This is a genomic window from Neobacillus sp. GCM10027624 (assembly GCF_042675345.1).
In the GTDB taxonomy this organism is placed as follows: Bacteria; Bacillota; Bacilli; order Bacillales; family Cytobacillaceae; genus Neobacillus; species Neobacillus cucumis_D.
This window is the reverse complement of the sequence record NZ_JBHTHD010000005.1, coordinates 62,664-83,638: the sequence shown is the minus strand read 5'-3', so window position 1 is coordinate 83,638 and position 20,975 is coordinate 62,664. Positions and strand designations below refer to the sequence as shown.

Sequence of the window (20,975 nt, the reverse complement as noted above, 5' to 3'; positions counted from 1 at the left end):
GCATCAAATAGCCCCTACCTTCTTATCTAATTCACCCCATTCAATTCGCAAGAAGGATATTTAATTTATTTTCAGAATAATTTTCAGTGCACACCTACCACAACACCGTAAAAATACATATGGTGTGGACCTTTTGAAAAAGGTGCTGATATGTAAAAATGTTAGCAAGGGGGTGAATGCAGTGTTTAACGATTTTAAGCTAACGGAAGGCCGTCCTGTATATATTCAACTGAAGGAATATTTAAAAAGAATGATCACCAACGGGCATTTACTTGAACACCAAAAGCTTCCATCCACACGTGAACTTAGCACGTTATTATCCATCAGCCGAAACACCGTTCTAACTGCATATGCGGATTTGGAACAAGAAGGCATGATCTATGCGGTAAAAGGAAAAGGCAACTTCGTAAGTCATGTTGAGACCTTCAAATCTCCATCCATCCAGTTGAATTGGGCTGAAAAAATCAATGAGCAATCCTTTTTGGCAGAAGAAATGGATCTCATGAAGCATGGAGTCCGCTGGAATAAGGAAATGATTTCCTTTACTAGTATCGCACCTGATGAAAAGCTTTTTGATGTAGAAAATTTTAAAAGAGCTTTTTTAAATCGGATGTCCATTGAGGGAGACATTGTTCTGAACTATGGATATGCAAAGGGCTATAAACCACTGATCGAATACCTGCTTCACTACATGGAGATAAAAGGGGTAGACATTCAAAATAAGGATGTTTTAATTACCAATGGCTTCACAGAAGCTCTGGATCTCCTTTTATCTTCTTTAAATAAAAAGAACGGCCGTGTTATTTGTGAAAATCCTACCCATCATTCTGCCCTTAAGCTCTTTCGACTACATGGCTTTGAAATCGATGGAATTGAAATGGAGGATGACGGTGTCAATATAAGTAATTTAGAAACATCCTTATCAAAAAAGGAATATGATTTTGCCTACTTCATTCCGTCTTATCATAATCCAACTGGAATCGTAACGTCCTCTGAAAAAAGGAAGGAAATCATGGAGTTATTTTCCGCCTATCAGCTTCCGATCGTTGAAGATGGATTTAATGAAGAATTACGTTACTCAGGTTCACATCTGGCACCGTTGGCTGCCTTCGCCGGACACGGCAATCATGTCATTTATATTAGCAGCTTCTCTAAAATTCTTTTTCCAGGCTTACGGGTTGGGTGGATTTTAGCAGACAAAGAGTTGATTTATTACTTGGAAAGTATGAAAAGAGCTCGAACAATTCATACGTCCACATTGGACCAAGCGGTGTTATATCAATATTTGAATGATGGCTACTTTGAGAAGTATATAAAAAAAGCTAAATCCGTTTATAAGAAAAAGTATGAATTAGCTGCTCATTATTGTAAGCAACTTATTCCTTATAAACGGTTAACGGGTGACGGTGGACTCCACCTTTTTATAGAACTAGAAAACAACATCGATTCACGGGAGCTTTTAGAAAAATGTTACCAAAAAGGAGTTGTTTTTTCTCCAGGCGATGTTTTTTACACGGACAGTAGTGGAAAGCATACGTTGCGATTAGGATTTTCCAGGCTGAAAGAAAGAGAAATTATTCAAGGAATTACAATCATAGGTGACACGATAAAAAATCATTATGGGGGTTAAAAAAAATGAGAGTTGGCGTCATTATGGGAGGGGTTTCTTCCGAGAAACAAGTTTCGCTCATGACAGGTGAAGAAATGATGGTGCATTTAGATAAAAATAAATATGAAATCGTACCAATCCAAATAGAACACAAAGAAGATTTAGTGGAAAAGGCGAAAAATCTTGACGTTGCGCTTCTGGCGTTGCATGGCAAGTACGGTGAGGACGGCACCATTCAAGGTACCCTTGAAACCCTTGGAGTCCCTTATACAGGGAGTAACGTCCTGTCTAGCAGCTTATGCATGGATAAGAATATCTCGAAAAAAATTATCCGTTATGAAGGAGTGCAAACACCGGATTGGATTCACCTAAAGAACATGGAAGAACTTAATATGGATGAACTAGAAAAGATGGGATACCCAGTAGTGGTGAAACCTAATTCAGGTGGTTCAAGTGTAGGAGTAAAACTTGTTTATGACCAAGACAAGGTAAAATCTGCAATAGCTGAGGTATTCAAGTGGGATACCGAAGTGGTGATTGAAAGATGTATAAACGGAGAGGAAATCACTTGTTCGATATTGGACGGAAATCTTTTACCGGTGATTTCCATTCGTCATATGGGAGAGTTTTTTGATTATACCTCCAAATATGATGATGTGGCTACCATTGAAGAGGTGGTCGAGCTCTCGCCTGAAACACAAACCCAAGTCGCATTTGCAGCAATGACTTGTTATAAAGCATTGAAGTGTAGTGTTTATGCCCGAATCGACATGATGATTCAAAACGGGATCCCTTATGTGTTGGAAGTTAATTCATTACCTGGGATGACGAAAAATAGCCTGCTGCCAAAGAGCGCAAAAGCAGCGGGGATTCCATATCCTAAGCTGCTTGACATGATCATTGAAAATTCACTTAAAGTGAGAGCAATGGAAGGGATTATAAACACTAACTAGAAATTCCATGGGGAGGATTCTCATGGTTTTTCCCTACGAAAAAAACCAAAGGAACAGTCCCTCTGGTCAGGCGTTATCAAGCGCTACTCTCGGTTGAGATGCCAAGATCGATCTCATTCTCGGATTAGCTATGTGGCGCCTCAAGTACTCTTATCTCTTCATAAAAAACCCTTCGTTTGAATAGAAACGAAGGGTGAGTCTGTAAAAATCTTATTACTTGCTTAGTGTAGACAAGAAAACCTTTTGTGCCGCTCTTACTCCTGCCCCAGGTTCAAATGAATAGGAAAAATCCTGTAACCCGGCTTCGATTAGGGAAACAGCTTCGAGGATGTCACTTGGGAAGCAATAGCCCATATGTCCAAATCTAAAAATTTTGCCTTGCAGATGGCCAAGCCCTCCGGCAAAATCAAGGTGATATTTCTTCTTTAAATGTCCTAAATATGCGGAAAGGTCTAATCCTTCTGGGGTTCGGATCGCCGTGATTGTTGGCGAGGCAAACTCATCACTGGTCAATAATCCAATTGAGAGAGCCTTCATGGCTTCACGGACCATATTTTTCATTACCTCATGTCGTTCGATGGTTTTCGAAAATCCGCCTTCCTCTTCAATTAAGTCACAAACAGCAGAAAGTCCCATAATTAAGGAAATCGCAGGCGTATTAGGTGTCATCCCCTTTGAAGCCCACTCCCGATAACTCAATAAATTTAAATAATACGCAGGTGTAGGATTCGCCTCAATCACTTTCCAAGCTTTTTCACTTACACTTAAAAGCGAAAGTCCTGGTGGAAGCATCATCGCTTTTTGTGAACCTGTTACGAGAATGTCGATGCCCCATTCGTCCATTTCAGCAGGAGCGCCGCCAATACAGCTCACTCCATCGACAATGAAGAGTGCATCTGAATGAGTGCGCACCACCTCGCCTAATTGGCCGATTGGGTTTAAAATTCCGGTAGAAGTTTCATTATAAGTAGCAAAAACGGCTTTAATGTTGGATAACGGTTTCAAAAATTCAATCAGATCTTCTTCCGTACAGGCCTCGCCCCAATTCTTTACAAGCTTATGTACATGAAATCCGTATTTCTCACAAATTGAAACGAAGTAATCACCGAAGGCGCCAACCGTGATAACGACTACTTCTTCTCCAGGAGAAACAGTATTGACCGCTGCGGCTTCTAACGCAGCTGTTCCCCCTGAGGGCAAAAGCAAAATATCTTGCTGTGTCCCGAAAATAGGCTTTACTCGATGTGTTGTTTCTTGATATAACTTAACAAATTCCTCTGTACGATGGCTAATCATATCCTGCGCCATGGCCAGTTCAACTTTTTTAGGAATTGGTGTCGGCCCTGGATGTCTTAATATATTTGGATACATACCTTTCCCTCCGATTTATAAAAATTATTCTTCAGCAAAACTCTTCCCATTTAAATAATAATCAGATTCTTTAAACGTACTAAAAGCAACTTCTACTTCCGGGATCTCGAGGGACTGAACCTGTTTCGTGATAATATTCGCAAATTCGTCTCGAATTTCCTGCCCTCTTTCAAACCATTTCACTTCAATAAATGGATATCCCGGCACCTCTCTTTCATCAAAAACAAAGGTAGATTGGACAACCTCGAGCGTAAAATTATCCGTCCCACAGGCACAAAGATCCGCTAATTCCTGAACGAGTGGTTTACTAATGTTTTTCACCTGCTCAACTGTTACTCCTCGAATAAATAAATGAGGCACTTCAAATCCCCTCCCGTATTATGTAATCTACTCCGATTATAATCGTTACCTAGCTTGTTTCCAATTATCTCGCCTTCCATCCTCGATTTCCATCACTTCAAAAACGGATTTCCAAGGGAGTTGTGCTTATAATTGCAAGGTTTACCCCCCTATAGCCGGAAAATTCAAAATTAATCCATTCAAAAAAGCGATTGAAGATTTTAACGAATTATATTAAAATTAATTCTTTGCTGGCATATTAATGTTATATCATAATCCGGAGGGAAATCATGAGCAAAACAGAAGAATTGAAACAGGAATTACAGGTCTTAACCAGTCGGCGTGAACGGATGCAGAAGAACCTTTATGAAGTGGAAAAACGCATTAATGAGATTGTTAATGAATTGAAAAAGCAATAAAAATCATCTTCACTAACGGAATTCACTCATATCAGGGGCTTTCCTTAAATAATTTGCTGCCATAACGGCAGCCTTCTTATTGCATTAGACCCTTGTTACTAATTAGAAATTCCGCAGAGAGAATTCCCTGGTTTTTGTCCAACGAAAAAAACCAGAGGAACCGTCACTCTGGTCACGGGTCCCCTGGTCACCTATTTAATTGTTTCACTTTCATAGACTTTTTTTCCCTGCTGACTTTGATGATTTCTCCGACAATCCCGATAGCAATTTCTTCTGATGTTTCTGAGCCAATTTTCAATCCGATTGGGGAATGGACCTGTTCCAACTGTTCTGGTGTAACCCCTTCACTTTTTAGTTTTTCAAATACATGGATGGCCCTTCGTTTACTGGCGACCATTCCAATATAGGCACAGGGAAATTGTAGTGCAGTTTTTAATGCAATATCATCACAGTCTTTTGTAAAAATCGCCACATAGGACTTTTCATTTAGATTTGCTGTGAGCAAAGCCTTTTCAATATCTTCATTTACAAAAAGGTTAGCCGCATGAGGAAAGCGTTCCCTTGTACAATACCCCACACGATCATCGACAATGCAATAGGGATATTCAAGGAATTCCGCAAGCTTTGCCACCGCGTAGCCTAAATGACCAGCTCCAACCAGAACGAGTTCAGGCCTGCTGGTATACACTTCAATAAAAACCCGTAACGTCCCGCCACAATCCATGTCAATCCCGTCTTTTGCGTATTTATTCAATTTATATTCAACGATATTCGATTGGCCATTTTGGATCGCCTTTACACTTTCTTCGATCACATAATGTTCAGCCAAGCCCCCTCCGACAGTCCCTTCAATCGTACCATCACGGTAAACAATCATTTTTCCTACATGTCTGGGAGTGGAACCCTTTGATTCTATAATCATTGCTAAAGCAAAGGTTTCATTTTGACGCGTCAACAAGGCTACTCTTTCCATCAGCAGCATGAAGATCTCCCCCCTTTTTAAGAAAGTGAATTCGTTTGATCGTGCTTCAGGCTAAGAAAATAACGTAAAAGATTTAACGCTACCGTTTTTCTATAAGCCGCAGTGGAGCGTTGATCGTCGATAGGCCGAATAATCTTTTCGAATGCTGCTACAATTGTTGCGATGTCTGCATTGGCCAATGGGATTGTTTTTCCGACCAACAGCTTCTCAATATCATGGGAACGAACCATCGTAGGTCCGACCGCCCCGAAGGCCAAGCGAATGTCATCGATTCGATCTTTGCTTATCTTGATATAGCCCGCAAACGATACTTTGGCAATGGCATCTGCGTTGCGGTTGCCGACTTTTTCAAAAACGACCTGAGAATCTTCTTCTAAAACAGATGGAAGAATAATCTCCGCTACGATTTCATTGTGTAAGCGTTGAATCCGGCGTGGACCTTGAATAAAATCACTGATCCTAGCGATACGGTCCCCATTTATGGATCGCAACAGAAGCTTTGCATTGTATACATATAATAACGGAAGCGTGTCACCAGCCGGAGAGGCGTTGCAAATATTACCACCTAATGTTCCTCGGTTTCGAATAGCCGGAGCAGCAATGGTTTGAATGGCTTTCTTTAATGGTCTGGGGATTAATGGATGTTCAAGTAATTCACTATAGGTACAGCAGGCCCCGATGTGGAGATCCTTTTGGTTTTGATATATCTGCTTTAATTCGGAAAGATGATCAATAAAAACAATCGGTTTCGGGATTTTCAGGGGTACTCCTCTTCCACTTTTATGAAGAACCATGACGTCTGTACCGCCGGCGATGATGGCACAGTCTTCCCGATTCAATTGGCTCAAGGTTTGGTCTAAACGCTCAAAACGGTACGCGGCTATTTTTTCTGCCATAAGCCGTCACCTTTCTTAGCTGCTAGGTTAATCGCATCTACAATCATATTGTAGCCGGTACATCGGCACAGATTTCCGGAAATTCCTTCACGAATTTCAGCCTCTGAAGGATGAGCATTTTTTGATAACAAAGCTGCACTTGCCATAATCATCCCCGGTATGCAATAGCCGCACTGCACGCCACCGGCATTAGAATAGCTTTCATCTAAAATCTTAAATTGTTCCGTTTCCATAATACCTTCAATCGTTTGAATATGAGCTCCAGCAATCGAGCCAATAGGAATAAGGCAGCTGTTTTGCAGGAGGTTATTCACAAAAACACAGCAGGCTCCGCACTCCCCTTCCCCACAGCCTTCCTTCGTTCCGATTAACCCAAACTCATCTCTTATTAAATCTAGTAATCTTACTGTAGGAGGGGCGTTCGTTTCTACGATTCTTCCATTTAGTGTGAATTTAATCATCCCTCTTCACCTTCTTTCAACAGAAGACTTTCCATAATGACTTCTGGTGTAATCGGAATTTGCTGAAAAGACGTTTGCAGTGCATCCTCGATCGCCGCTTGGACTGCTGGAGCGCCGCCGATTAAAGTTAATTCACCTGCACCCTTCGCCCCGTATGGACCATCAGCATAGGGGTTATCGAAGACCTTGCTTTCAATTGTCACAACGTCCAATGAAGTCGGCGGACCATAATCCGATATGCTTTTTTGCTGGATTCTGCCTTGTTTTGACGTCATCTTTTCAAGATAACCATACGCTAGCCCCTGAGCCAAACCGCCGTCAATTTGGCCTTTCATAATCAATTCATCGATGACCTTCCCAACTTCATAATTGCCGTATACTTTTGCTAACTTTACATTTCCTGTTATTGTATCCACTTCTACTTCTACGATATTGCTTCCCCATGAATAAGCCGGGTAGGCATCTCCAGTGAAGGTTGATTCGTTCCAAGGAATCATTTCACGGTGAACATAATGCTCGACTACTTCCTGTTCGACCCCTATTTGCCACTGATCCTTCAGTTTTTTTGCAGCCCGTTCCAGCAATTTTCCGACAATCATCGTCGTCCTAGAGGCAACGGTCGGACCGGAGTCGGGAACCTCTTTTGTATCGGGATTAGGGTACAAAACTCTCTCAAATGGGAGGTCGAGTTCTTTGGCAACAATTTTACTCAGCGTCGTATAAATTCCTTGTCCCATATCAGAATTCGAGATTTTTAGCATTACTTTGCCATCTTTTGATTTAACCAGTTTCACCGTTGCTTTAATATGATCCCGTTCGCCACTGCCTGTAAATCCACAGCCGTGGAGGAACAACGAGGATCCGATACCTTTTTTATAGCGCTGGCTTTGTTGATTAAAACGCTGAAACTCCTCCTTTTTCTTCTTATATTCAGATTTGGTTAGCAAATCCTCAATCATTTCTTCCATTAAGATTGGGTCGCGGAAATTTCCTTTAGTGATGGTGGGGTCTCCTTGTTTGACGAGGTATTTTCGTTTATATTCAAGTGGGTCGATGGTGGCTAGTTTACTAAGATGTCCCATATGACTTTCGATTCCAGCAAAGCTTTGTGGAGCTCCAAAGCCTCTGAAAGCTCCGTTGGGAACTGTATTGGTTTTTAAGACATATCCTTTTGCATGAAAATGAGGAATTTTATAAACACCGGCACTATTTATTAAGGCGCGCTGTAATACGACAGAGCTCAATCCCTCATTGGCGCCGCCATCAAGAAAAACATCCACACACATGCTCAAAATATTTCCTTCCTGATCAAGGGCCGTTCGATATTTGAGTTTGGCCGGATGCCTTTTCGTCGTCACAACCATATCCTCCGAACGGTCGAACACGAGCATTACCGATTTTTTAACTGCTTTTGCAGCAACTGCGACATGACAAGCCATCATCGAGGGAAAATCTTCTTTGCCACCAAAGCCACCGCCAGTAGGGCTTTGAACCACTCTGACTTCATCGTCACCACAGGCTAAAGCGTTTACCAACGCATTTTTTATATAATAAAGACATTGCATCGATCCCTGGACGACAATTTCATCCTCCTTATAAATTGCGAGCATTCCTTGTGGCTCAAGGTAGACATGCTCCTGATAACCTGTATCATATTCTTCTTCAATGATTTGATGGGCCCCCTGCTCGATCGTTGAAATAGTTTCTAAACTTTCCCCAAATTCATAGCAAGACATAATAACCCCGGATGTTGATTTTTGCTGGATCGCTTCGTCCAATGTATAAATAGCCTGATGTTCTTCAAATTCAACCTTTACTTCATCTAACAAACTATATAGGATATCCAGGTCTTTTCCAACGAGCATCAGAATCGGCTCACCAATATACTGGACCCATTCATTGGCAAAAATGGGCTGGTCTTCTTTGATAATTTTGACATAATTCGGTCCGGGGATCTGCTCTGCGCCCACCGCTTCATACCCTTCTGGAAGGGGTGGTAATTGAATGGATAAGATTTTTCCGTATGCAATGGGCGACCGGTACAAAACACCATATACCATATTTTCCATTTTCACATCGCTAATATAGGGTAACTGACCGGATACTTTACCTTTATGGTCCTTTTTGGGTACTGAAATGCTTATGTCTTTGAGATTCATGGCAGCAACACCCTTCGACTCGTTTTTTAAAAGGGACATAGAATGATAGAAACCTCTTCCTTCCGATTTTATAAATAAGAAACCTATTTTATGATTAATTTTTATGAAAATAAACGACAATAAAAATGCAGGTTCATTCGACCTGAAAGCAAATCGAATGAACCTGCATGGATAAAACGGAAAAAATAGCGAGGTATTTAGGCTTTAAAATAACTTAGGGCTTTTTGGTAATCTTCCTGTGTATCCACATCCATTAATACTCCGGGATCCTCTACATTGAGGTAATTCTTTTCGTAATGGTTGAGAACTTCTCGCAAATTATGATCTGGATGAGTTTCAAGAATTTTCTTTTTCACTTCGCTTGATAATTTGATGGGGTGACCACCTTTATAATGAAAGCTGGGAATGACCACGTCCCCTTTGGATTTCGCGATTAGCTGAATGGTCTCTTTTTTAACGAGCGGACAATCTCCAGGTGTTAGCAAGAAGGTTGTACCCTGTACTTCATTGCAGCCTGTTTGAATGGAACGAAACATCCCCTGGGTAAAGTTTTCATTATAAACAAACTTGATCTGAAAAGAATAGGCATTCTTACTTCTGATTTTTGCGATTTCCTCTTGGATGATTTCCGCTTGAAACCCGGCTACGATGATGACCCTGTTGCATATTCCTTCAAATTTAGAGATTGTTTGCTCCAAGACGGTCTTTTGCCCCAGTGGCAACGTCAGCTTAAATGCATTCGCTCGGCTGGAGTATCCAGCAGCTAGGATGATGGCTTCCATATTTGTCACCTTCTACCGATTAGTAATTTTACCCCTCTATCAGTCTTGTGACTTTATTCCCCAATTGTTTACTTTCTTTATTATATGGAATGACAAAGTTTGGCATGACTCTGGGAAATGAATGTAATATGGAAATAACACTTAATCACACTCTAAAATAAAAAACAGTGGGACACTAATGCCTTCACTGTTTTTAACTTTATTCAGATGGTGCTTTCATTAATTGGTTTGAACAATTGACTGATCTAATTTCACTAACCAATGTAGAACCTAATAGCAGTGTACCACCAAGCATTTGAACAATTGTCATTTGTTCTTGCAGGATAATGGCAGAAATCAATATAGCTACAAATGGATCCACATAACTTAGCATAGCTATACTCTGCCCCTTTAATCCTTCCATACCAGAGAAAAATAACCAAAAACCAATCCCTGTATTGATAATCCCTAAAATTAAAATAAAAGGAATGGAAGAGCTTGATACTTCAAAAATACCAAAGCCGGAAGTCAAGAAAACATATGGCATTAGAAGTAACGTGGTTATTCCAAGCTGAATGATGGTCAGCTCTAACTTTCCCATATCTTTAATAAATTTATTTAAAAGCAATAACGCAGCATAAAATGCAGCTGCGATTAATCCAAAGGAAAGTCCAAGCAGATCATCTGAGCTGGATGCTCTCACGCCTTCCCCTACAATCATTAACATCCCAATGATTGCTACACCAATACACATAATTTTCTTGATGGATAATTGTTCCCGAAGTACAAAGGGAGAAAGAATCATCACAAATACAGGTGCAAAGTAATATCCTAGCGTTGCATTGGCAATGGTCGTATGGTCATACGATTGATAAAGAAAAATCCAATTCCCTCCTAATGCAATACCTGAAAGAATCAAAAATAAAGCATTAGATTTAACTAAATTCCATGATATTTTTTTCTTCATCATGAAGAATATTAACATTAAAAATAAGCATCCTATGAAACTGCTTAGTAAAGCTCTTTCGCTCGAAGATAGATCAATGTTTCGAACAACTAAACCAATTGTACCGAAAATAATCATTGATAATATAAACTGAATTTTAGATTTCATCATCTACTCCAACGTAGATGAGACTTGTAGCTGTCTGGTTTTTTTGCATAATATCACCCATAAAATACATCGTCATACACCTTTTCCTTTCCTAACTTGAATAATTATTAGAAATAATTTATCATACTTACACACATTACAAAAACGAATGTTTATCATGATTTGTATGATAAAACCAGATGGGATGAGGAAAGAAATATGAATATCCAAAAATATATGGCATTTGTCAAAGCAGTAGAATTGGGTAGTTTTACAAAAGCTGCCGAAATATTGGACTATTCACAGTCCGGGATTAGCCGTATGATCAACGATTTAGAAAAGGAATGGGGGATTTTCCTTTTTGAAAGAGGACGTGCCGGTATCAATTTAACCTCGGATGGTTTAAAGTTACTCCCCCAATTAAAGCGAATTTGCAATGAGTATGAAATCTTAATGAAGCAGATCGGAGACTTACATGGTATGGAATCCGGGATGATTCGTATTGGGACATTTTCCAGTGTGGCATCTCATTGGCTCCCTAACATTATTAAAATTTTTAAGAAGGATTACCCAATGATAGATTTTGAATTTCTGCTTGGTGATTATACAGAAATTGAGAGTTGGATCCTAAATGGGCGTGTTGACTTTGGATTTTTGCGGCTACCGGCAAAAGCAGAACTTGAAACAATCTTTTTGGAACAAGACCGTTTGCTGGCAGTGATTCCACAAAATCATCCTCTTGCTAATTGCGATAGGTTTCCCATCAACGGCTTACTGGACAGTCCGTTTATGTTGTTGGAAAAGGGGGCAAAAGCAGAAATCTCTGAAATTTTTGAGAGACATCATATTTCACCGCATGTTAATTTTACAACATGGGATGACTATGCCATTATGTCTATGGTGGAAAATGGGCTTGGAATCAGTATATTGCCAGAATTGATATTACGGCGAATTCCACACAAAATTATAGCGAAAGAGCTTGAAGTTCCTGCTTTTAGAAATATTGGTGTTGCTATGAGAGAACAAAAAACACTTTCCCTTGCGTCCAAGAAATTTTTAGAATATTTATCATATAGGAACAGAGAGTGAATGAGTAATTACATGTTGTTAAACTCTCGAATCCATCGTTTAGCAGCAAATTGCTATAAAGAAGTTGCGGGGCATTATTTGGTTATATCATCTTTCTTGTAAACATCCGACACTATTTTCAAAAAAGCCTCCAACGCATGTGTTTTATAAGCATTTTTCTTCACAACGATGCCAATTTTCCATGGGATATATTGACTGCAGATTTCTTTTACACAAAGATTCTGTGCAATCATTTCAGTTAATGGGCTTGGAACAATAGCAACCCCTAGTCCATCACGAACTAATCCCATTAACAAATCCCATTGCGTTGTACTATATGCAATATTCGGTACGAACTGCTCTTTACGGCAACTATCAAGAACTACCTGACGCAAGGCGAATGTAGTATCAAACATGATCCAGTCATCCTGTTGTAGTTGTGCAAGTGAAATCTGCTTTTCATCTTTTAAAACATGACCTTTTGGCAAACAGGCAACAAACGGTGCTTCAAAAATAAGTTGTTCTTCTAGTTCCTTACTTCGTGCAGGTAACACTACAAAAGCTACATCCACTTCCCCTTTTTCAACGAGCTTTTCTACACTCAATCCCCCTTCTTCAACAATTTCAAGTGTGACCCCTTTATATTTTTTTGAGAAAGTTTTTGCCACTTGTGGAAAGAAAAATGTGCCAATAATTTGTGGCAGTCCGACTTTTAAATGCCCTTTTACATGTTCGCTCATATCTTCAAGCTGTATAGTTAACTCCTTCATTTGCTGAAGCATTATAATCGCTTTTTCATATACAAGTTCACCTTCATCGGTTAAACGGATAATTCGATTAGAACGCTCAAAGAGTGTTACGCCAAGCTTTTTTTCCAATCTTTGAATCGTTTTAGAAAGAGATGGCTGGGCAATAAATAGCTGCTCACTAGCCTTAGAAAAGCTTCCACTTTCTACAATTGTTTTAAATACCTCAAAGTCCTGTAAGTTCATCATTTTCCTCCATTATTCCTTTAGGGCATAATCAATATGATTATCATATATTTTACATTATAATCGTTTCCTCTTAGAATTTGAGAAAAAGGAGGAATTCAAGTGACTTCATGCAAAGTTGCAGTGGTTCAAGCGGGTTCAATAGTAATGAATAAAGAGAAATGTGTTAATAAGGCAATAAAGTTGATCCAAGAAGCTGGGGAACAAGGAGCCAATATAATTGTTTTTCCAGAAGCGTTTATACCGGCGTATCCACGAGGGATGAGCTTTGGTGCAGTAGTAGGAAGCCGTTCTACAAGTGGACGTAATGATTTTGTACGTTACGTAAAAAATGCCATAACGGTACCCGGAGCGGAAACAGACCAACTAGGAGAAGCAGTGAAAAAAGCAGGTGCTTATACTATTATTGGTGTCATTGAACGCGACCAAGAAACAAGCGGAGGCACACTTTATTGCACTGCAATTTACTTTGGTCCAGATGGAAAACTGTTGGGTAAACACCGAAAACTAAAACCAACAGGAAGTGAACGTCTCATTTGGGGTGAAGGGGATGGGAGTACACTCCCTGTTTTTGATACAGCTTATGGCAAAATTGGTTCTCTAATTTGCTGGGAAAACTATATGCCCCTAGCACGCGCAGCTATGTATGAAAAGGGAATTCAGATTTATGTCGCTCCTACTGCTGATTCGCGTGACACGTGGTTTGCTACTATGAGGCATATTGCGATTGAGGGACGTTGCTTTGTTTTATCCTGCAATCAATATAGTACGAAGGATATGTATGAAGAGGATTTACTTGAAACAGAGGAAATGCAAAAAATGCCTAATGAAATCACACGAGGTGGAAGTTGCATCGTAAATCCACTTGGGAAATTTATAGTTGAGCCAGTATTTGGAAAAGAAGAAATACTGTATGCGACTTTAGATTTGGATGACATCACACGGGGTCATTTTGACTTTGATGTTGTCGGACATTATAATCGCAAAGATGTGTTTCAATTAATCGTGAATGAAGAAAAGCAATAGATTCCTTTTTGATATTTAAGGGTAAGTGTTCAATTTCGCGAAAGAGAAATCACACATACAAAAATCGGCGAAGGACTCCTCGCAAATTTTTGCCAAAAGGTTAAAGTGGACACCCTTTGTAGGACCATCCCTTGCTTCCCTCTAAACTTTATTCAAATCATACACTGAGTTTACAAGTCTTTAATATTCAGATGATATGATTCGTTTATCAACGAATGAGGAGGCAGTATAAATGAATGTGCGTGCAGTATTTATTGATATGGATGGTACACTACTAACAGCCTCAAATAACATTACCCGCCGAAATATGGAAGGTATTTATAAGCTTATAAATCAGGGAGTCAAGGTTTTTCTAGCGACTGGTCGACACTATGAAGTAACCGCTCCCTACCATAAAGAAATTGGATTGCAAACTCCTATGATCTGTCTGAATGGTGCCGCCATTCACGATGCAAAGACAGGAAAAGCTATTCAAATGAGAATCATCCGACTGAATGAAGAACGATTCCACGATCTGACCGCTGAAAATCCTTGGAATGTTATGATCCATACAGCCAATGGGCTTTATTGTAAGGAAACAAATGAAGAAATCGATTATTGGACAAAAGTTGGGCAAATTCCGCCACGTTATATTGGAGATTTAAGACAGGCGAATTACCAAGATGTTTTTAAATATAGTGTTCGAACAGGTACACCGAATTTTGAATTATCCGCTGTATTTAAAAAGGAAGCAGAAGTCATCAATTGGAATGACGGGTTTGAACTGGTTGCTCCTAATGTTTCCAAGTGGTCTGCTATAAAAAGTTTACTTCGCGAATTTCGAATTAGTACAAATGAGGTTGTTGCCTTTGGGGACGGACCCAATGATATAGAGATGCTTCGACATGTCGGAACTGGTGTGGCAATGGGGAACGCTAGCGAAGAGGTTAAAGCAGCAGCAGATTTTGTTACAGGACACCACGAAAATGATGGATTAGCTGAGTTTATAGATCGTTATCTTTATAAATCATACGAATCAAATGTGATTTAAGTTATTCAAAAAGGACGGATATCTCGTCCTTTTTTGTGTTAATAAAGTGTTGCGGTGATCAACTGTCAAGGAGAGGCTGCTAATCAAATAAAAATTTCTCAGCTGATCAGGTATGATATGTTATGATGAATAAATGTGTTAACTTTTTTCCTTTTTAGTTAACATTTAAATATAATCGAAGCTGTCGAACTGGGGGAAATTTATGTATAAGCTACGAGGTCATCATCTTTTTTGCCTTCTTGGATATCGTGGAATGGGCTATTCCAAAGAATACGTGGAAAATATGACCCATTTGCATCAAACCTTAAGAAACGACCCCAAGACGTGGATTCAACTTGTAAATGGACCTGATCATTTGTGTGAAAAGTACCCCAACTCAGGTGAATACCACTGCCAGCACGACAATATTTATGAAAGAGATGCCGCTATTTTAAAGAAATTGGGGCTAAAGATCGGGCAAATTCTGAATTGGGAGGACATTGAGTCACACATCCAAAAGTATGTCGAACCCTCCGATATTCAATCTGTGTGTGAAACTTGTTTCTGGCGTTCATATGGGGTTTGTGAAGAAGGTATTCAAGAGATTATTGAAGGGAAGGGCTTAAGGGAAGTTAAATAAGCCCTCTCCTTTATTAAATAGTTCCGTTTTATGCAATTGGTTGTATAACAGCTTTCATTTATTCGACAATCGATTGGGCTTTAGAGGATGATTGCTGAGATCACCCTCCTTGGATTCATTTTATAATCCTTTCTTTTTTCTGAGAGGACATCGAGGTTTTTTTCCGTTTCCCATTTCCCCTTTTTGCCCCAAAATCCCTATTCCCTTTATAGTTTCTCCTTGTTTTCTCTTGTGTCTTTGGTTTATTCGCATATCGTGGTGCCTCGGAAGTTAGCTGAACGGGAACATCCCTCTGCTCCTTCGACAACAATTTCAAGGCAATAGAAACTAACGCTATTGAATCGTATTGATCGAGCAATTCGCTTGCAGCTTGCTTAAACTGTATGTAATCCTCCTCTTCAACCAATTGAATCATCTTTTCTACTGCTGCTTTCTGAATAGACTCCATTGCCTCTGCTACTGTCGGTATTGATTTACGCTCGATATGCCCTTTCGATGCTTTTTCAATACTGTGAATCTGCCCCTTTTCCCTAGGAGTTGCAAATGTAATAGCTACCCCCGTCTTTCCTGCTCGCCCTGTTCTGCCAATTCGGTGAACATAACTTTCCGAGTCCTGAGGAATGTCAAAATTGTAGACGTGGGTAACCCCTGAAACATCAATTCCCCTCGCAGCCACATCAGTCGCAACTAAAATATCAATGGTTCCCTCACGGAATTTATTCATCACAACATCACGCTGTCTTTGATTTAAATCACCATGCAACCCATCAGCCAGATACCCTCTTTTATTCAATGCATCACTTAATTCATCCACACGTCTTTTTGTTCTTCCAAAAATCACGGCTAATTCTGGGTTATCCACGTCTAGTAGACGGCAAAGCACGTCAAATTTATCGCGTTCATTTACCTCATAATAAATTTGCTTTACACTTGGAGAGGTAACTTCCTTCGCTTTTATCTTCACTAACTCTGGATTGCTCATAAATCTTTCCGCAAGATTTTGAATCGGTTTGGGCATGGTTGCAGAGAACAGCAAGGTTTGTTTTTCTTCAGGGGTCTCTTTGAGGATTCGTTCGATATCTTCCAGAAAGCCCATATCAAGCATTTCATCCGCTTCATCTAAAACTACCACTGAAATTTGGTCCAACTTCAGGGTTTTACGTTGAATGTGGTCCAAAAGTCTTCCAGGTGTTCCCGTAATTATGTGAGGTCCCTTTTTTAAGGCCTTGATTTGGCGATCTATGGACTGTCCTCCATAAATTGGGAGAGAAGTTATCCCCATGTATTTCGATAGCCTATTGATCTCTTCTGAAACTTGAATAGCTAATTCTCTTGTCGGTGCAATGGCAATCGCCTGAATATATTTTTTGCTCGTATCCACTTTCTCCAAGATCGGTATGGCAAAGGCAGCCGTCTTTCCTGTACCGGTTTGTGCTTGACCAATAATGTCCTTCCCCGTCAAAGCGATGGGAATGGCCTTCTCTTGAATTGGAGATGCTTCTTCAAATCCCATATCCGTAATCGCTCTTTGAATGGGTTCACTAATACCCATTTCATGAAATGTTGTCATACTCTTCAAAACCCCTTCTTTATGTTTACTATTTTTTATATTGGACTAAACTCCTTGATTGAATTCAATATAAGAATTGTTTTTATACTTCAATATCCCTTTCATAGTTATGGGCCCTTTTTGTGAGTAGATGCCAATCATATGAAAACCTAATACATTGTTTTGAATCATTTTCGCTATTTTCTGATGGGAAGCTTGATTAAGCCAAAAACTGATAAAGACTTCTCAATCTTAAATGTTAAAAAAGAAGGATGTACACACATCCTCCTTAACCCACTTCATCAAGAGTTTGAAACCCTTATTTCCATTTACCTGTTAATACCTCTCCTCGGTCTGTTGCTGGTGCAGGTGTTCTTGATAAATTGGAGATTTCAGTATACATTTCTGGTGTCATTTTAAAATCGGCAGCAGCTAATGAATCTTCTAACTGGTTTAAATTACGTGCACCAATGATTGGGGCAGTAACAGCAGGATTCGCTTTTACCCAAGCAACTGCTAAAGTTGCAGGTTTCACATCATGCTCTTTTGCATATTTGGTGAACAGTTCAGCCGTGATGAAATCTTCATTGGCACCATAACGGTCACCATAGCGGGCATTTTGTACAAGGCGGCCCTGCTCAGGTCGTTTGTTCACTCCATATTTTCCTGAAAGAAGTCCAGCACCTAGAGGACTGTAAGTAATGACTCCAATTTGTTCGGAAGCAGCCATTGGTAAAATTTCAACCTCTGCTTGGCGTTTAACAAGGTTATACATGGGTTGGATTATTTCAAAACGAGCAAGTTGCTCTTTTGCAGAAATTCCTAATGCTTTTGTGATTTGCCATGCGGCCCAATTGCTTACTGCTGGGTAAAGAATCTTTCCTTGACGCTGCAGGTCATCAAGTGTTCGCAGCGTTTCCTCCATTGGAGTTTGTTCGTCAAAATCATGGACGAAATAAAAATCAATATAATCTGTCCTTAAGCGACGCAGGCTATTTTCAATCCCTTGCATCATATGTTTTCGAGACAGTCCTCTAGCATTTACATCAGCACCCGTGTTCCAGAACACTTTTGACGTTAAAACGATTTCGTCTCTTTCATGTGCGATACACTCTCCTAGAATTTCTTCAGAACGTCCATATACATCGGCAGTATCGAAGAAGTTGATACCAGCTTCCCGACAACGTTTATACATGGCTTTAGATGTTTCTTCATCAGCATCCCCGCCAAAAGACATTGCACCAAAACATAAATTTGAAACCTGAATTCCCGTTTTTCCTATTGTGCGATACTCCATAATGTACCTCCAAAATTTAATCGTTCCTTTATTAAATAAAGTTAATTTGCATCTTTATTGCAACGTAATCCGTTCTAGAAATCGTCGGAAGATTATCTTGTTTTAATATCTGTTGATTCTTTCAATCGTTAATTTAACGCAATTTGTTGATTTATGAATTTATCAATCTAATTTGTTGATTATAGTACCCCTTCCATTAAACAACTTTTTCGTAATTCGCCACTTTTCTAGTAAGGCTAAATGAGACCGCCGCTATAATTGCAGCAATTGCCACTGATGCGGCCCCGATCCAGCTGACCGATAGAACGGATGTGCTCTTTACGGCAATACCCCCGATTCCTGCCGCTGTCGCTATCCCTAACTGTATGAAGGAGCCATATAAACTAAGCATGATTCCTGAAGCTTCAGGGGCAAGCCATACCAGGTTATACTGCATACCCGGACCAGACGACCATGCCGAAAAGGACCAAAGCATAAGCAACGGAATAGCAACAAAAGTTGATCTGGCGATGGTAGAGAGTAAGACAAGAGCTAAACAATGGACAACCAAACCGCCAACAAGAGTTTTGGGGTTACCAATCTTATCCGTCATAAATCCACCAAACTTGGAACCTATTAAAGTTGCGATGCCAAACGCAAACAGAGCACCGCTCACTTCTCGTCCACTCATAGCTGTAATGGATAGTAAGTATGGTGCAATATACGAATACATCACCCCATATCCTAATTGCCAAAAGAACGTCACACCAAGGCCCATTAATATTTTCGGGTTCTTTAAATAAGCAAGTTGCCTGCCCAGAGGAACGGTAGACCCTTTAATTGTGCCCGGGATCGTTCGGATGATAACGAAGATTGCTAGTAAACTAAGAACACCGATCCCCACGAAGATTAACTTCCAATCATAGAGGAGCGCTACAACACGACCAATTGGTACACCAATGATGATGGCAGCACTAAACCCAAGTAAAACTGTGCCGATAGCCCCTGCTTGTTTTTCGGGTGGTGCTAATTTCGACGCAGCAGTCTTCGCAGCAATGGCAAAAACTCCGCTTCCTAAAGCAAGAATAATCCGTGAGACGATTAGAAAACCGAAGCCAGGAAGTGTAAAAGTCATTACACAGCCAAGCACCATTAAAACAAGAGAAAGTATCAATAACTTCCGCTGATTCAGTTTTGTCGTTGCCATCACGACGAGAGGAGAACCAACCGCATTCGCAATTGCAAATACGGAGATCAGTTGTCCTGCTGCTGATACAGAAACGTGATTGGAGGCAGCAACTTTATCTAGTATGCCTGCAATGACATACTCCGATGTACTAACCATGAATGTTATCAAGGCAAGCAAGTAAATTTTCCAAGTGTTTTTCATAATTTTGCTTTTCACCCCTTTGAAATTCCAGATACTCTTTAGTTAAGAAGACATAAGGTAGCATCACGTCATGGCTACTGTTGGGTGAAAAAAATGTTATTTAAACGACATTACCTTTTTATTTTAATTTCCCGCCAAATACCGGGAAGAAGCTATGCTCACCATAATTCTGGATGTGCTCTACATTCTTTAACGTTTCCATATCTGCATCACTGATGACAAAATCAAGCTCTATATTGTTTCTCATGTGATCCGGATTAGAAATCTTAGGAATGACTACAAGACCAAGCTGGATATCATAACGTAAGCAAATCTGAGCAACAGATACTCCATACTTATCAGCTATTACCTTGACCTTTGCATGATCGAGAACTGCACCGTGCGCAATTGGTGAATATGCCTCTACAAGGATGTCATTCTTCTTGCAGAATTCAATTAGTTCCAAAGGAGTATTGCTTACATGTGCCAATATCTGATTTACCATAGGCTTGATTTCACAGCTTGAAAGAATATTCTCTATATCATCTTGAAGGAAGTTAGAAAGACCGATTGCCTTTACCTTGCCTTTCTTATAAGCATCCTCCATTGCCTTCCATACTTCTTTGTTTTCCTCGAAATAACGGTTCTCCTCACGGAACTCCACCCAAGGCTGTGGGCTGTGGATAATCAGAAGGTCAATATAATCCAGTCCCATTTTTGCTAAAGACTCATCAATGGACTTAGTTACAGCATCATAGGTCTTTGCTTCTGCAGCAACCTTTGTTGTGATGAAAAGTTCTTCTCTTGCGACACCGCAGGAACGGATTCCTTCGCCTACACCAGCTTCATTCATATAAGCCTGTGCAGTATCAATATGACGATATCCTATCGATACCGCATCACGCACTGCCTGTGCCGCCTGTGTATCGTCAAGCAGCCAGGTACCAAGACCTAATTTTGGAATTTCTATACCATTTGCTAATTTGTATGTTTCGTTAAACAT

20 protein-coding genes are annotated in these 20,975 nt (G+C 40.0%); 7 read left to right on the top strand and 13 right to left on the bottom strand.

Going from position 1 to position 20,975, the window contains the following annotated elements; all coding sequences use genetic code 11:
- The first annotated feature begins 181 nt into the window (after positions 1 to 181).
- On the top strand, positions 182 to 1,630 hold the full coding sequence (gene pdxR / locus ACFQZ9_RS10200) for an aminotransferase-like domain-containing protein (RefSeq protein WP_498943680.1): 1,449 nt from the start codon (positions 182 to 184) through the stop codon (positions 1,628 to 1,630).
- A 5-nt stretch (positions 1,631 to 1,635) separates the two neighbouring features.
- Entirely contained in the window at positions 1,636 to 2,562 is a 927-nt protein-coding gene (locus ACFQZ9_RS10195) for a D-alanine--D-alanine ligase (protein ID WP_498943679.1), read from the top strand.
- 213 nt (positions 2,563 to 2,775) lie between these two features.
- On the opposite strand, the gene ACFQZ9_RS10190 is transcribed toward ACFQZ9_RS10195, so the two are convergent.
- Together ACFQZ9_RS10190 and ACFQZ9_RS10185 are read right to left on the bottom strand one after the other, a co-directional pair.
- On the bottom strand, positions 2,776 to 3,933 hold the full coding sequence (locus ACFQZ9_RS10190) for a pyridoxal-phosphate-dependent aminotransferase family protein (protein ID WP_498943678.1): 1,158 nt from the start codon (positions 3,931 to 3,933) through the stop codon (positions 2,776 to 2,778).
- A 24-nt stretch (positions 3,934 to 3,957) separates the two neighbouring features.
- Positions 3,958 to 4,293, bottom strand: a complete 336-nt coding sequence (locus ACFQZ9_RS10185; protein WP_498943677.1) for a DUF1904 family protein — start codon at positions 4,291 to 4,293, stop codon at positions 3,958 to 3,960.
- A 269-nt stretch (positions 4,294 to 4,562) separates the two neighbouring features.
- On the opposite strand from ACFQZ9_RS10185, the gene ACFQZ9_RS10180 reads away from it, so the two are divergent.
- On the top strand, positions 4,563 to 4,691 hold the full coding sequence (locus ACFQZ9_RS10180) for a hypothetical protein (RefSeq protein WP_256218541.1): 129 nt from the start codon (positions 4,563 to 4,565) through the stop codon (positions 4,689 to 4,691).
- A 187-nt stretch (positions 4,692 to 4,878) separates the two neighbouring features.
- Here the strand turns inward: ACFQZ9_RS10180 and ACFQZ9_RS10175 are convergent, their stop codons facing one another.
- The 6 genes from ACFQZ9_RS10175 to ACFQZ9_RS10150 all read right to left on the bottom strand — a co-directional run bounded on the left by ACFQZ9_RS10175 (position 4,879) and on the right by ACFQZ9_RS10150 (position 11,064).
- Positions 4,879 to 5,673 carry an XdhC family protein gene (locus ACFQZ9_RS10175; RefSeq protein WP_498943676.1) on the bottom strand — a complete coding sequence of 265 codons (795 nt, stop codon included), beginning with the start codon at positions 5,671 to 5,673 and terminating at the stop codon, positions 4,879 to 4,881.
- 17 nt (positions 5,674 to 5,690) lie between these two features.
- A complete protein-coding gene (locus ACFQZ9_RS10170) occupies positions 5,691 to 6,569 on the bottom strand; it encodes an FAD binding domain-containing protein (protein WP_498943675.1) in 879 nt (292 codons plus the stop codon).
- The gene (locus ACFQZ9_RS10165) at positions 6,554 to 7,030 is read right to left on the bottom strand and encodes a (2Fe-2S)-binding protein (RefSeq protein ID WP_498943674.1); all 477 of its coding nucleotides are present in this window, start codon (positions 7,028 to 7,030) and stop codon (positions 6,554 to 6,556) included. The genes ACFQZ9_RS10170 and ACFQZ9_RS10165 overlap by 16 nt, the downstream gene beginning before the upstream one ends.
- Positions 7,027 to 9,189: a xanthine dehydrogenase family protein molybdopterin-binding subunit gene (locus ACFQZ9_RS10160; protein WP_498943673.1), complete on the bottom strand. Its 2,163-nt coding sequence runs from the start codon at positions 9,187 to 9,189 to the stop codon at positions 7,027 to 7,029. Before ACFQZ9_RS10160 ends, ACFQZ9_RS10165 begins: the two co-directional genes overlap by 4 nt.
- 197 nt (positions 9,190 to 9,386) lie before the next feature.
- Positions 9,387 to 9,971, bottom strand: coding sequence for a nucleotidyltransferase family protein (locus ACFQZ9_RS10155; RefSeq protein ID WP_498943672.1), 585 nt, complete (start codon positions 9,969 to 9,971; stop codon positions 9,387 to 9,389).
- A 199-nt stretch (positions 9,972 to 10,170) separates the two neighbouring features.
- A complete protein-coding gene (locus ACFQZ9_RS10150; RefSeq protein ID WP_498943671.1) occupies positions 10,171 to 11,064 on the bottom strand; it encodes a DMT family transporter in 894 nt (297 codons plus the stop codon).
- 198 nt (positions 11,065 to 11,262) lie between these two features.
- Between ACFQZ9_RS10150 and ACFQZ9_RS10145 the strand changes: the two genes are divergently transcribed.
- On the top strand, positions 11,263 to 12,132 hold the full coding sequence (locus tag ACFQZ9_RS10145) for a LysR family transcriptional regulator (protein WP_498943670.1): 870 nt from the start codon (positions 11,263 to 11,265) through the stop codon (positions 12,130 to 12,132).
- Positions 12,133 to 12,206: 74 nt separating this feature from the next.
- Here the strand turns inward: ACFQZ9_RS10145 and ACFQZ9_RS10140 are convergent, their stop codons facing one another.
- Entirely contained in the window at positions 12,207 to 13,103 is an 897-nt protein-coding gene (locus ACFQZ9_RS10140) for a LysR family transcriptional regulator (protein WP_498943669.1), read from the bottom strand.
- A 102-nt stretch (positions 13,104 to 13,205) separates the two neighbouring features.
- Here ACFQZ9_RS10140 and ACFQZ9_RS10135 point away from each other — a divergent pair, with 102 nt between their 5' ends.
- From ACFQZ9_RS10135 to ACFQZ9_RS10125, 3 genes are all read left to right on the top strand, one after another.
- Positions 13,206 to 14,129: a carbon-nitrogen hydrolase family protein gene (locus ACFQZ9_RS10135; RefSeq protein WP_498943668.1), complete on the top strand. Its 924-nt coding sequence runs from the start codon at positions 13,206 to 13,208 to the stop codon at positions 14,127 to 14,129.
- 232 nt (positions 14,130 to 14,361) lie between these two features.
- Positions 14,362 to 15,159, top strand: coding sequence for an HAD family hydrolase (locus ACFQZ9_RS10130; protein ID WP_498943667.1), 798 nt, complete (start codon positions 14,362 to 14,364; stop codon positions 15,157 to 15,159).
- A 202-nt stretch (positions 15,160 to 15,361) separates the two neighbouring features.
- Positions 15,362 to 15,778 (top strand): DUF1284 domain-containing protein, encoded by a 417-nt coding sequence (locus tag ACFQZ9_RS10125; RefSeq protein WP_498943666.1) that lies wholly within the window; start codon positions 15,362 to 15,364, stop codon positions 15,776 to 15,778.
- Positions 15,779 to 15,893: 115 nt separating this feature from the next.
- On the opposite strand, the gene cshA is transcribed toward ACFQZ9_RS10125, so the two are convergent.
- The 4 genes from cshA to ACFQZ9_RS10105 form a co-directional block, all read right to left on the bottom strand.
- Positions 15,894 to 17,348: a degradosome RNA helicase CshA gene (gene cshA / locus ACFQZ9_RS10120; RefSeq protein ID WP_198313287.1), complete on the bottom strand. Its 1,455-nt coding sequence runs from the start codon at positions 17,346 to 17,348 to the stop codon at positions 15,894 to 15,896.
- A gap of 298 nt (positions 17,349 to 17,646) precedes the next feature.
- On the bottom strand, positions 17,647 to 18,624 hold the full coding sequence (locus ACFQZ9_RS10115; RefSeq protein WP_498943665.1) for an aldo/keto reductase: 978 nt from the start codon (positions 18,622 to 18,624) through the stop codon (positions 17,647 to 17,649).
- Positions 18,625 to 18,820: 196 nt separating this feature from the next.
- Complete coding sequence (locus tag ACFQZ9_RS10110; RefSeq protein ID WP_498943664.1) at positions 18,821 to 19,993, bottom strand: MFS transporter; 1,173 nt, start codon at positions 19,991 to 19,993, stop codon at positions 18,821 to 18,823.
- A gap of 118 nt (positions 19,994 to 20,111) precedes the next feature.
- Complete coding sequence (locus ACFQZ9_RS10105; protein WP_498943663.1) at positions 20,112 to 20,975, bottom strand: aldo/keto reductase; 864 nt, start codon at positions 20,973 to 20,975, stop codon at positions 20,112 to 20,114.